This is a genomic window from Nostoc sp. JL33 (assembly GCF_017114985.1).
Lineage (GTDB): Bacteria > Cyanobacteriota > Cyanobacteriia > Cyanobacteriales > Nostocaceae > Nostoc.
The window spans coordinates 119,632-132,567 of the sequence record NZ_JABXKP010000052.1 but is presented as its reverse complement, the minus strand read 5'-3'; the positions used below and the strand labels follow the sequence as shown (position 1 = coordinate 132,567).

The following is a 12,936-nucleotide window of genomic DNA, read 5'->3' as shown; positions in this document are numbered from 1 at the left end:
CCCACTCCCCATCTTCAACATAGACAGGTAAACCTAAATGATTAAGTTGATTGGTATTTTTCTCAGTCTGTTACTTATATTTGGCTGGGGTACTCCAGTCATGGCACAATCTCAACCGCCCATTACTCAAGAACAGTTAAAACAAGGTGATGAGTGGGCAAACCAAGCTTTTAATGCGACGAATCAAGGTGATTTTGCGACGGCTGAAACTTACTGGACAAAGATTATTGAGCAATTTCCTACTAATGCGGGGGCGTGGAGTAACCGGGGAAATTCGCGGGTGAGTCAGAATAAATTGCAAGAAGCGCTGGCAGATTATAACAAAGCCATAGAACTAGCGCCGAATGTCACCGATCCATATTTGAATCGGGGGGCGGCGTTGGAAGGGATGGGAAAATGGGATTCGGCGATCGCAGATTATAATCATGTCTTAGAACTCGATCCTAATGATGCGATGGCGTATAACAATCGCGGTAATGCCACAGCTGGTTTAGGGAAATGGGATGATGCGATCGCGGACTACAAAAAATCTAATGAGATAGCCCCGAATTTTGCCTTCGCCCGTGCTAACTACGCCCTTGCCCTTTATGAAACTGGTCAAAAAGAGCAAGCAATCCGCGAGATGCGAAATATTGTCCGTAAATACCCCCAATTTGCTGATATGCGTGCTGCCCTTACAGCAGCCTACTGGGTAAATGGAGAACAAGGTGAAGCTGAAAGTAACTGGGTAGCAGCTTATGGACTTGATAGCCGCTATAAAGATATCGACTGGGTAAAAAATATCCGCCGTTGGCCGCCCAGCCTAGTTACAGCTTTAGATAAATTCTTGAAAATCAAGTAACATCTGTGAGACATCATACCCTTGTGGATTGTTTGATACTAAAATTATGTCCATAAATTTTGCACCAAATAGCGGATAATACTTGTATTTCCCTTGCATATTTTGAAGGTTTCGCTATGACTCATTTTGGGATTCTTTGTCCTGCTGCGATCGGTCATCTCAACCCGATGTGTGCTTTGGGTAGAGAATTGCAACGGCGCGGTCATCGCGTCACCTTATTTCATATGCCCGATGTTCAAACTAAGGTACAGAAAGCTGGCTTAGAATTTTACACGATTGGAGAGGCTGAATTCCCGCTTGGAAGTCTGGAACCAATGTATAAAAACTTGGGTGAGATGAGTGGATTACCAGCGTTACGTTTTACGATCAGTTGGCTGGAAAAAGAAACAGTCATGCTTTTCCGTGAAGTACCAGAAGCACTCTCTAAGGTAGGTATAGAAGCCCTATTAGTAGACCAGGTAACGCCTGCCGGTGGAACTATTGCCGACTTTGTAAATATACCCTTTGTTACTGTATGTAATGCTCTGCTAACTAATAGAGAAGAGGCAGTTCCTCCCTACTTTACACCTTGGGCCAACAACCAAGCTTGGTGGTTTCGCAAGCGAAACCAAGTAGGTAACTTTTTGCTTGACCGTTTATCACTAAAAATCTGGGATTTGGTAGTAAATCAACGTCGTCGATGGAATTTACCACCTTATGTCAAGCGTGAAGATGCTGCGGGGAAACTAGCTCATATCTGTCAGCTACCTGCTGAGTTTGACTTTCCACGAGAACGGTTAGCTAAGTTTTTTCATTACACTGGGTCTTAAAGCAAGATTGTTATCAGCCAGTCATTCATGCACCCCTAGCTTGATTAATCTTAGACCACAGATTGGGCAGATGAACTTACCAATTCTTGAATCTGTCTTGGGGTTAATTCCTGCACATTACGCAAAACTACTGCTGCTCCTGCTGCTATTAGTGTCTCACCATAGGCATCACCACGCGCCGCTGTTTCCTGGACATGGGGCGGTAAAACCCCTACACCAATCCAAACGCGAGAAGAATCCAGACCCCGCGCTTTCTCGACGGTATACATATCTGCTACCGTATCTCCTACATATACGATCGCTAATCTTTGCTCAATTCCATTTTCTAACTCACGAACTGTAGCGAAAAGTCCAGTGGGGTCAGGTTTTCCTGGCGCATCTTCCATCGCAATCAACACCGGAGATTCCAAACCCAAGCGTTTTTCTAATACATAGTTAGCGGAAGCACGAGTTGCACCGCTAAAAAATCCCCAAGTAATCCCGGCTTGGGTAAGTTGTTCTAAATAGCTAGGTTGTAATAATAAAGGTTCATTACAAATATACCCAGTAAAATTATTTGGGTCTGGGCCGCGGTAACGCGATTGAAAAAAAGCAACGATCGCATTGTAATCTAGTTGCAGTTGCTCACGGGTCTGTCCTTGGGTTTCAAAGTAGCGATAAATTAATTCTTGGGATGCTTCCCAATCGTTATTCCACACACCTTCAGACTTCAGTTGGTCAATATCCAGTGGGGTTGGACGATATGCTTGGGTAGTAAAATGTTCTACGGTATCTGCGATCGCACGGCGATAGGAACCACTAACATCGCGTACAACGCCATCAATATCGAAAACAACGATCGCTTTTGCAGAAGTTTGTTGAGTCATGGGGTAGAGAGCAAAAGAGTTTTACATCATCATAAGGAACTTGCAATTTTGTGTACCGAATGATCACTTAATTAAATCATCAGCACTTACACTTTCATTGGGTAATAACTCAAAGGGTTCTGGGTAGTGCTTTCATCGGTATCTGCATTCATAATAGGACTTACGCAAACAATAGCCCAAACCCTGATTTTACGGTAGGGGCAATTCATGAATTGCCCCTACGCTGTGTAGTTTTGCGTAAGTCCTACATAAGTGTCCTTGGAGCATCCAAGCAAGAGCGTGAAATTATGACTCCGGCAAAAAATCAGAGTCGAGGACTTGCTCTAGTGTAAAAGGAGATTGTTCTGGGAATGTAGCGATGTCTAATCCAGTTTCAATCACAGCAAGTCGTCTAGCCGTTTGATAGCTTTCATCAAAAACCTGATCAAAGTAAGGCTTCAAACTCGGACTTTCCTTGAGTGCCTTTTGGACTCGCCTGCGGTGTTCTAAAATTGTGTACTGCCAACTTTTTGAGCGTCTTTCAGTTTGAATTTGGTATTTGAGCAGATGCATCAGCAACACTTCCAGATTGCTCTCCAATGCCCGCTTTTCACTTCTGCCCATCGTTTCAATTTCTTCAATCAAATTCTCTAAATCCAGTTCTGTCAGCCGACCTTGTTTGAGCAGTTCTGCCGTGGTTTGAATCCACAGGTAAAAGTCTTGCTCATACAAAGAAGAACCAGATATCGTTTGAGATTGGGGCAGTTGGGCAGTCACGTCGCTTCGCTCCGAATTCAAAATTCAAAATTCAAAATTCAAAATTAACAGCAAAATCTTCTAAATCAGGTAAGATTATGACTCAGGTAAAAAATCAGGATTGAGGGCTTGCTCTGGCGTAAAAGGGGACTGTTCTGGGAAGATAGCCAGATGCAATTCAGTTTCATCAGCAGCCAAGAGTCTAGCATCGTCATAACACAGCCCGAAAACCTCATCAAAATAGGGTTTAAGGCTAGGACTTTCTTCTAGAGCTTGTCTGAGGCGTTTGCGATGCTCTCGAATTGTGGCTCGCCAACTACCAGAGCGCTTGTCTGCTTGATATTTATACTTCAATAGATGTATCAGCACCACTTCCAAATTGCTTCTGAGTGCTTTCTTTTCACTTCTGCCCATCGTTTCAATTTCTTCAATCAGATTCTCTAAATCCAGTTCTGTCAGCCGACCTTGTTTGAGCAGTTCTGCCGTGGTTTGAATCCACAGGTAAAAGTCTTGCTCATACAAAGAAGAACCAGATATCGTTTGAGATTGGGGCAGTTGGGCAGTCATAAGCATTTTTAGTTAGTGCCGACTAAACCTTATGGTAGACCATTCTCAATCACTGTTTGGTCATTTGATAGAGTATTGCGTTAAAATAAGCGATCGCTATCCTAATTAAGTAATGCCCGGAAATTCCCGGAGGTGTGATTGACCAAGTTTATTTTGAAAATTCTGTGGTTAGACGAGAACGTTGCTCTAGCAGTCGATCAAATTGTAGGCAAAGGCACCAGTCCCTTGACTAAGTACTTTTTTTGGCCCAGAAATGATGCCTGGGAAGAGTTAAAAAAGGAATTAGAGTCCAAACATTGGATTACTGACGTGGATCGTGTCGAGTTGCTTAATAAAGCGACAGAAGTGATTAACTACTGGCAAGAGGAAGGCAGAAACCGTCCAATGGCAGAAGCTCAGTTGAAATTTCCGGAAGTTGCCTTCACAGGTAGCGCTTGATATTACAAATTAGCTATTGTCCTGTTCTACAAGCTGCCACAGTTTGATAGTCTTGTCCCGGCTGCCACTTGCAATTAATTGTCTAACTTTGCTCACAGCAACAGCAGATACTGAGTCTATATGACCAGAGAGAGTAACAATCTCTTCTGCTGTGCTTACCCTCCAAAGTTTAACTGTTTTGTCGCAACTTGCACTTAGGAGTGTTTCGCCATCGGCAGTAAAAGCCACAGCCACCACAGACCAAGAATGGCCTACAAGTGTGCAAATTAGCTGACCAGTGTTTACCTCCCACAATTTAATAGTGTTATCATCACTACCCGTCGCCAAAATTTGACCATCAGGACTAAAAGCGACTGTCAAAACCGCCCATGCATGACCCGAAAGGGTGGCTAACAAGCTATAGCATGGGCGGTTTTGAAGTTCTGTTTGAGAACCTGCTAATGCAGATATCTGCCACAGGCGAATTGTTCTGTCATAACTAGCGCTAGCTAAAAGTTTTCCATCGGGACTAAATGCTACTGAATTTACCTGTAATTGGTGTCCAGTTATGGTGCAAATTTCTGTGCCAGTATTTACATCCCAGAGTTTGATTGTCTTATCCCAGCTACCACTAGCGAGAATCTGCCCATCTGGACTCAAAGCAACTGATTTTACAGCGTGTGAGTGTCCCAAGAGGGTGCAGATTTCCTCTAATGTCTCAACCTGCCACAATTTGATAGTTTTATCATCGCTAGCAGTTGCCAGAATTTGACCATCAGGACTGAAAGCAACTGATTTTACAGCTTGGGAATGTCCTGATAAGCTAGCTAGGACTTTTTTAGTATTTAAATCCCACAATTTAACGTTTTTATCATCACTAGCACTAGCTAAAGTGGTACTGTCAGGGCTGATGGCAAGGGCATTCACACTACTCAATCTCCCAGAATGCTCAGTTAGGGTATGCAAGCATTGCCAAGGAGGATTTTCGCACTTTTGGTGCGCTTCCAGCGCAACTTGGATTTTGGCTTCCATACCCATTGCTTGCATAACTTCATCAGCTGATTGAAAGCGACGGTTAACAGCATTTTGTAGCAGCTTGTCGAGGATTTGCGCCAAGCGTAGACTCTTTGAGTCTTGTCGCCAGACATCGCTAACTTTGGTAGTAAGATAATCTCGCCAGACCCAGCAATCATTAGCAATATCAAATAAATCAAAGGGAGAAATCTGGGTAAGTAAGTAAATACAAGTTACACCCAAGCTATATAAGTCACTAGCAAAAATTGCTTTTCCCCTCGCTTGTTCTGGTGCAGCGTATTCTGGACTGCCGATACTGGTTTCAGATGTTAGCCAATCAATTTCTGTGACGAGTTTTGCAGTGGTAAAATCGACTATGACGAAATCCCCTTTTTTTGGAATTGGGGATCTACGAATGATATTGTGGGGTTTAATATCGCGGTGAATAATGTTGCGATCGCTAATAAACTGAAAAACTGGCAACACATCTTCTAACAGTTGCCAAATCTGAGTTTCATTAAAAACGCCTTCCTCTTCAACCACCTGAGCTAAATTAGTGCCTACAATAAACTCTTGCACTAAATAAAAATGCCCGTTCTGTTGGAAATAAGCCAACAAAGCGGGAATTTGCGGATGCTTTCCTAATTCTTCTAGCCGTTGCACCTTTTGCTGAAAATTTTTAAATGTTTCGTATTCCAGTGATAATTGTTGAACGACGCAAGGAACTGGCGGAAACTCACCCTCATCTACAGCGAGGAAGGTTTTACAGAATCCCCCTTTACCAATCTGCTTCATTAAACGATAACGTTCTTGTAACAGCAAAATATCCTGCCGTCATCAATTTTTATTTGTTCTCTTTTTTGATTTTAACTGCATCTGGAGTGTTTAGTTACTTTTAAAAAGTGAATATAATTCCGATAATCCTTTCTGTAATTCTAACCTAGCAAAAACATTTTTATGCTCAAAACTGGTTATTTTTATTATAGGATTCGGTATTTTTGGTGTAGTTGGAGTCCATTTAAAAACACCATCACTAGCTGTTTGAGGTGCAATTACTTGAGCTATTTTTTAACCTGCGTACAATTCAATTTTTACCCCACCGACTAGATTATCTCTCCACAAAATTAGGTAAGGAAAATTTCGTTTAATTGCAGCAAGAGGAGTTTTGTATAATCCTGCTCCGTTAATAACATCGAGCGGGTAGTATGTATTCGATGGCATGAATGCGTAAACCTGATGAATAATTATGTTAATACTTACGAATAAGAATAGGCATATCAATAAAAGTTTTTTCATCAGATTAAAAATGTTGTGTCGCTATCTCATATTTAAAATACAGAAAAATACAGATTAAGTAAGTGCGCGTGAATAATTGGATTTTACATTGCATAACGTAGTTTAGTTTATTTTTGAATTTTGAATGCGTGAATTTTGAATTGTTAATCTTGCCCACTTACTTAACACAAATAATTCTTTAGTGTTTATCGATGTTCATCTGTACCTTATTTTCCAGATAGAGATGCGATGCTTATCGCGTCTCTACCTTTTAGAAATTATTGATGTTGCTTATCTACAGGAAAATTCACAACTATCGGTGGAAGACCGTTTTCTGGGGTTGGTTGGGCTTTGGTAACTACTGGTTGTGGATGCAAAGGTGTTGGTGTCAATTCACCCTTACCAGTTTGATTCCATAAAATCATCGATAGTAGCCCATCTACTAAGCCGTTATTGCTACCGTTGCTGCCAACTAAGACATCTGGAATCAAGCGGACATTGCGATCGCCGATAATCTGCATTAGTTGCATTGCTGTATAACCTTGTGCCCCCAAAGCTTCCACACCAGCACTGTATGTTTCAGCTTTGGCGTTACCCGTGGCACGAATACCTTCAGCCTCAGCAATTGCCCTGAGTTTTGTACCCTCAGCTTCACCGTTTGCCTCTTTGATTTGAGCTTGGGCTTTCAACTCAGCAATATGTACACTCTGCTCCGATTTCACCATTTCTTGCTGAATATTAGCGAGTGCCGTTTCCCGGACAAGCTGCTGCCGTTGAGTTTGCGCCATCTGCTGCACTTCATAAGTCTTGCGTTCTTCTTCGGCAATTTTCCGGTCTGTCTGTGTCTGCATTAATGATGCTGGTGGCTGAATATCACCAATCAGGGTGTCGATCGCTTGCACGTCATAAGCCCGCAATGCTGTTTTAATATACTCAGCAGCCTCAATTTGTCGCTCACTCCGAGCAGTCAGAAAGTCTAGTACAGTACAGTTTTGGGCTGAGTTGCGGAAATAATTCCCGATAGTCGGTTCTAATACATGGTCTACCAGATTTTGCATAGCACCGACGCGAGAAATTACCTTCGGGGCATCTAAAGCACCGACATGGATAATTTGCGCTACTTCCAAATCAAAGGCAAATCCATCACGCGATCGCACTGTTAAAGAAGCCAGTTGAGCATCATAGCTGTGGCGTTCAGTCCGACCTGACCAGTTTAAGACGATGTTGGTCGTTGGCACAAGTTCAATCTTCATAATCCGGGAGTTAATCGGGTGCTTACCAGGATATAGCGGTTCGACCCACACACCTTTATGTCCCTGATTCACCAAGTTACCGTGGGTGAAAGCTGCACCACTGACATCTTGATGCGCCTTACCCACGAAAGAAATTACCACACCCACATACCCAATGGGAATTTCGGTCATCGGCACTTGCTCAACTTGGACAAACCAAGGATTCAAGTTCCAAGAACCAGAAAGCAAAGTCTGTTCTTGTAAACCTCGCCGTCCACCACCATCAATAAATTTCTGACCATTTTGGAAGTTATTGTGTCCGTCAATTATCGGGCCTGCGAGTTCACCAGCAGAAATTGGTACACCATCTAAGGTGGTGACGATGCCAACTTTGTCAGATGCCAGACTGTACACCCGCAAGTGTTCTGGAGTCATGCCATGAGCGCTGGCATTTGCTGCCATGATGACTTTAAACAGGGCGGTATTGATCCGGTACGTACCAGCCGTGAGAAAACCCATTTGCCGCCCTTTTTCCCCACCTTGGGCAAGGAATTTCCGAGCATCTTGGAAGTTGTCACAACCCACAATTTTACCTAAAATCCGCTCTGGTGGGTTGGATGCGCCATCTGCCGCCACAATCAAAGCTATTTCCCCTTGGGGAACGACAATTACCGATTCTTTCTTTACAGAATACTGCCAAGGCCAATAGCCCCAATGCCAACCAGGAGCTAAAGTATCTGCCTGCAAGCCAGCTTCCCCGTTGAGAGCAATCAAACTCCCGGCGGGGAGTCCATTCCCGGAAAGGGTAAATTTCCTAACTACAATACCGACTTCACGTTCGCCAATTACTACAAGTCCGCCAAAGAATAGGGGGACGAATATAACTAAACCGCCCACAAGTAGGATGGGAACCAGTACAACAGGATCAATTCCAGCAGCTTGATATTGAGTCCTGCTGATTTGTAACTGGGCAATATTTGGTTTGGTCTGATTTAGCTGGATTGTCGCCGAAGTGATTTCTTTTGCAGTAGTTGTTTTTATAGGAGTTGCATTGGCAGAATGAATACTACCAGCGTTCGTCAAAAACGTTGGCGTAGCCATCGCTAGCGTTGCAACGACAGATGCTGCAAAACGAGCTACCTTATTTTCTTTACGCGTACCAAGCAAAGATGAAAAGCTTTTCATAACTTGTGCCCATTGGGCAACTAATTAGTTAATGTAACACTTCACCAGGGCTTGCCTCGATTTCTTAAACTTGGCGTAATTTTTTTAAAATTAATAAATATCTTGTAGGTTGGACATTGCCCAACCTACAAAGTTGAAATATAAAGTAAAATTAGATCAAACCGCCAGCCGCTTGAAAGCGAGCGCGGGCGCGTTTGAAGGCTTGAGTTGCCTGGATTTGGGCTTGGCGATCGTCTGCTGTCACTTGATCCAGACGCGCTTGTGCTTGGTTGTAAGCAGTACGCGCTTCTTCAAGGTTAATTTTGTCGCCACGTTCAGCACCGTTAACCAGAATTGTCACTTCATTTTCTTCGACTTCGGCAAAGCCACCCAAAAGAGCGATCGCTTGCCAATTCTGATTTTTAGCGGCCCGGACTCGCATTACACCAGTATCCAGGGCGGTCAAAAGTGGTGCGTGTCCAGTTAGGATACCTAGTTGACCGGTGGTGCTAGGCAAAACGACTTCTTCAGCTGGGGCATCCCATACTGTTTTATCTGGGGAAATTACACGAACGGTTAATGTCATTTGTCTTTTGTCCTTTGTCTTTTGTCATTTGTCCTCTCTTGCAAAGTTCTGATGCCTGCGGCCGGCTGCGCCAACGGAGGAAACCTCCGCTTTGACTTTGCGTGTCACTTGTCCTTTGTCTTTTGCAATTTGCCATTAGTCATTAGCACTTGAACTAATGACTAATGACTAATGACTAATGACTAATGACTCTTGACTAATGACTAACCTTTGATTTTTTCAGCTTTGGCGATCGCTTCGTTAATATCGCCAACCAAGTAGAAAGCCTGTTCTGGCAAAGCATCCAACTCACCAGACAGAATCTTTTGGAACCCTTTGATGGTATCTTCCAACTTCACGTACTTACCAGGAGAACCGGTGAATACTTCTGCCACAAAGAACGGCTGAGACAAGAAACGCTCAACTTTCCGGGCCCGCGCTACGATGAGACGGTCTTCTTCAGACAATTCATCTAGACCAAGAATGGCGATAATGTCTTGGAGTTCTTTATAACGTTGCAGAGTTGATTGCACCGCACGAGCAGTATTGTAGTGTTCGTCACCGACAATGTTGGGCTGTAACATCGTGGAAGTCGAACCAAGGGGGTCAACTGCGGGATAAATTCCCTTAGCTGCCAAACCACGAGACAGTACTGTTGTTCCGTCCAAGTGGGCGAAGGTAGTAGCAGGCGCGGGGTCGGTGAGGTCATCCGCAGGTACGTACACTGCCTGAATGGAGGTAATCGAACCCTCAGTAGTCGAGGTAATCCGCTCTTGAAGTTCACCTACGTCGGTTCCCAATGTGGGCTGATATCCTACCGCAGAAGGCATCCGACCCAGTAGCGCCGACACTTCCGAACCTGCTTGTACAAACCGGAAAATGTTGTCAATAAACAGCAGCACATCCTGCTTGTTCACATCCCGGAAGTACTCTGCTACTGTCAATCCCGAAAGACCAACCCGCATTCTCGCTCCGGGTGGTTCGTTCATTTGACCGTAGACTAGAGCAATTTTTGATTCGTTGAGGTTCTCGTTATTGATTACCCCAGACTCAATCATTTCGTTGTAGAGGTCATTTCCTTCACGGGTGCGCTCACCCACGCCAGCAAAAACGGATACTCCCCCGTGCTGGGTAGCGATGTTGTTGATCAACTCCATCATGATCACGGTCTTACCAACACCAGCACCGCCGAACAGACCAATTTTACCGCCGCGACGATAGGGAGTCAGAAGGTCAACAACTTTAATCCCAGTCTCAAACACCGAAGGTTTGGTTTCCAGGTCGGTGAATTTGGGAGCAGAGCGGTGGATGGGTAAAGTTGCCTCAGCATTTACAGGGCCCCTGTTGTCCACAGGTTCGCCAAGGACGTTCAAAATCCGACCCAAAGTCGCTTTACCAACTGGTACGCTGATGGAAGCGCCTGTATCGCTGACTTCCAAACCGCGCACTAAGCCTTCGGTGGAACTCATCGCAACAGTCCGCACCTGGTTGTCGCCCAGCAGTTGCTGTACTTCAACAGTCAGGTTGATTTCCTGTCCAGCTTCGTTGGTGCCAGTGATTTTTAAAGCGTTGTAGATTTTTGGCAATTTCCCGCCGGGAAATTTAACGTCTACAACTGGGCCAATGATTTGGGTAATGTAGCCTATGTTTGTTTTTTCTGCGGTTGTGACCATGCTGCGCCTAATGATTGAAGCTAGATTTCAGATAAGGTCGGAGAAGACATAAATTTAAGCAATGTCACCTTTCACTGTAGCACCGGACGGGGACATAACTCCCTTAGTAATTCCTTAAAAAGCAGCTTGGGATTAGAAATTAGGTTAGGTTGTATGACATAATCACGATTGGGGAAAACTCCAGATAAAAAACTGCCGTATCCTTCAATGGCAGACACGGCAGTTACTAAAGTAAATTTTGTTATGCTTTTATATTTTGGCTGTGACTTTTTGTTGCTGTTTGCGCTTCAGTAGCGTATTAGCACTGAAAACACCTACTGCCAACACACCTAATATAGAACCTGGTTCAGGGACAGATTTAGAACCACCAGGGATTACGGAACCCAAGGTGATATTATCAAAGGCAATCTCATTCATTGTTCCTCCAAAATCTACTGATTTGGCAATACCTGAAAACGATATGCCAATAGGAACGAATGGGCTAAATTCGCCAGTTGGGTCAGGTGCTCCATTAAACGTTGTTAATGGTAAATTTATACTGGCAAGTAAATTTCCATTGGCGTTAAGTCCGCTGTATATATTCACAAATCCGGGCTTATTGACCGCCGAATAGAAAAATGACAACCCAGTGTTGAAGCCATTTCCTGCTTTCAAGGTTACACCAGAGCCATCTAGAAAGTATAGAATTGTGTCTGGGCTGGGTTCACCACCAAAATTGCCCCGACCGCCAGCATCAGAATCGACAAGACCCAATGCATTAGATGAGAAGGTGATATCAAAGTCTTGGGGAGCTGTATCGTAGAAATTACCAACAGGTTTTATATCACCAACTCCTTCAAAGTCAAGAACGATTACTGCCGCTTCTGCCTTTGATACGCCTAGTGTGGACAGAGCTATAAATGTTGCTCCAATAGTAGCCATTGATAAGTTTTTCATAACAGTTGAAATTGTCATACAATACATTTCTCCAAAAAATTGGTATTTAATAGTAGGAATTTTGCCAACCAAATATGTCAGCAAAAACATCGGCGAAATTGCACATAACGCCTCAAGTGCGACAGCTGAAGTTTCAGCCTCTCGCTGCGATGTCTACGACGGGCTACGCCTACGCAGATATAAGCACTCTTTGAAAATGACTAAAGTTTTTAACTTAGCTTTTGTCTTCTAGTTATTTCAGGAGGTTATTATCAGTGTTTTCCTCACTCGCTTATTCACTTAAGTTACTGGTAAATTTATTTAGTGTCGAGAGGATTTGCGTGTATTCACATAAGAAATACATTCCAAACTAGGTTAAATAGCAGCCAAAACCTAGATTTAAGGCGACTTATATACGTAATATCAAGTAAATAATTCACTAAACCTTTGTAAAATTAAGTTGTTGCTTTCAGAAAGATTTATCAACGTAATTATGCGTAAGTATCCTAATATAATAAAAATTACAGTCAAGAATATCGTAGAAACACACTGTTATGATACCTACCGATTAAAACCACAATAGTTAAAAACTTAGGGTAGCGATGCCTGCGGCGAGCTTCTCTACGAGACGCTCCGCGAACGCTAACGCTTACTAAATTCCGTTAGGAAAGTTTACATAAAAAATCTGCTCTCCCTACCGATCGCAGAAAGAGCAGGGCTATACCATTTATTCAAATAGTTAATACACATCCTCTCAACGCCATTTCGGAATCTGAGTAATTAATAATTACTAATTGGTACTTTGACACCATACATCTTTACATTGCTCAGAACAGATTTAGCACAAACGACTACCATAAAAC

General features: G+C 43.4%; 12 protein-coding genes. 4 read left to right on the top strand and 8 right to left on the bottom strand.

Translation table 11 applies throughout. The features are described 5' to 3' along the window. Positions 1-37 precede the first annotated feature (37 nt). A complete protein-coding gene (locus tag HWQ23_RS14305) occupies positions 38-841 on the top strand; it encodes a tetratricopeptide repeat protein (RefSeq protein ID WP_292829312.1) in 804 nt (267 codons plus the stop codon). A gap of 116 nt (positions 842-957) precedes the next feature. Further along, positions 958-1,650 carry a glycosyltransferase gene (locus tag HWQ23_RS14300; protein ID WP_292829310.1) on the top strand — a complete coding sequence of 231 codons (693 nt, stop codon included), beginning with the start codon at positions 958-960 and terminating at the stop codon, positions 1,648-1,650. 50 nt (positions 1,651-1,700) lie between these two features. Here HWQ23_RS14300 and HWQ23_RS14295 read toward each other — a convergent pair whose 3' ends face one another. The 3 genes from HWQ23_RS14295 to HWQ23_RS14285 form a co-directional block, all read right to left on the bottom strand. After that, entirely contained in the window at positions 1,701-2,516 is an 816-nt protein-coding gene (locus tag HWQ23_RS14295; RefSeq protein WP_292829308.1) for a TIGR01548 family HAD-type hydrolase, read from the bottom strand. A gap of 285 nt (positions 2,517-2,801) precedes the next feature. Continuing rightward, the gene (locus HWQ23_RS14290; protein WP_292829306.1) at positions 2,802-3,272 is read right to left on the bottom strand and encodes a DUF29 domain-containing protein; all 471 of its coding nucleotides are present in this window, start codon (positions 3,270-3,272) and stop codon (positions 2,802-2,804) included. 75 nt (positions 3,273-3,347) lie between these two features. Continuing rightward, complete coding sequence (locus HWQ23_RS14285; protein ID WP_292829304.1) at positions 3,348-3,818, bottom strand: DUF29 domain-containing protein; 471 nt, start codon at positions 3,816-3,818, stop codon at positions 3,348-3,350. A 138-nt stretch (positions 3,819-3,956) separates the two neighbouring features. Here HWQ23_RS14285 and HWQ23_RS14280 point away from each other — a divergent pair, with 138 nt between their 5' ends. Continuing rightward, on the top strand, positions 3,957-4,256 hold the full coding sequence (locus HWQ23_RS14280) for a 30S ribosomal protein PSRP-3 (RefSeq protein WP_069071048.1): 300 nt from the start codon (positions 3,957-3,959) through the stop codon (positions 4,254-4,256). A gap of 9 nt (positions 4,257-4,265) precedes the next feature. Here HWQ23_RS14280 and HWQ23_RS14275 read toward each other — a convergent pair whose 3' ends face one another. The 5 genes from HWQ23_RS14275 to HWQ23_RS14255 all read right to left on the bottom strand — a co-directional run bounded on the left by HWQ23_RS14275 (position 4,266) and on the right by HWQ23_RS14255 (position 12,112). Continuing rightward, positions 4,266-6,044 (bottom strand): serine/threonine-protein kinase, encoded by a 1,779-nt coding sequence (locus tag HWQ23_RS14275; RefSeq protein ID WP_292829364.1) that lies wholly within the window; start codon positions 6,042-6,044, stop codon positions 4,266-4,268. Positions 6,045-6,802: 758 nt separating this feature from the next. After that, positions 6,803-8,941 carry an SPFH domain-containing protein gene (locus HWQ23_RS14270; RefSeq protein ID WP_292829301.1) on the bottom strand — a complete coding sequence of 713 codons (2,139 nt, stop codon included), beginning with the start codon at positions 8,939-8,941 and terminating at the stop codon, positions 6,803-6,805. A 151-nt stretch (positions 8,942-9,092) separates the two neighbouring features. After that, complete coding sequence (atpC, locus tag HWQ23_RS14265; RefSeq protein WP_292829299.1) at positions 9,093-9,506, bottom strand: ATP synthase F1 subunit epsilon; 414 nt, start codon at positions 9,504-9,506, stop codon at positions 9,093-9,095. A gap of 203 nt (positions 9,507-9,709) precedes the next feature. Continuing rightward, entirely contained in the window at positions 9,710-11,158 is a 1,449-nt protein-coding gene (gene atpD, locus HWQ23_RS14260) for a F0F1 ATP synthase subunit beta (protein WP_292829297.1), read from the bottom strand. A 249-nt stretch (positions 11,159-11,407) separates the two neighbouring features. Further along, positions 11,408-12,112 (bottom strand): PEP-CTERM sorting domain-containing protein, encoded by a 705-nt coding sequence (locus HWQ23_RS14255; protein ID WP_292829295.1) that lies wholly within the window; start codon positions 12,110-12,112, stop codon positions 11,408-11,410. A gap of 43 nt (positions 12,113-12,155) precedes the next feature. On the opposite strand from HWQ23_RS14255, the gene HWQ23_RS14250 reads away from it, so the two are divergent. Beyond that, the gene (locus tag HWQ23_RS14250; protein WP_292829293.1) at positions 12,156-12,326 is read left to right on the top strand and encodes a hypothetical protein; all 171 of its coding nucleotides are present in this window, start codon (positions 12,156-12,158) and stop codon (positions 12,324-12,326) included. The last annotated feature ends 610 nt before the right edge of the window (positions 12,327-12,936 follow it).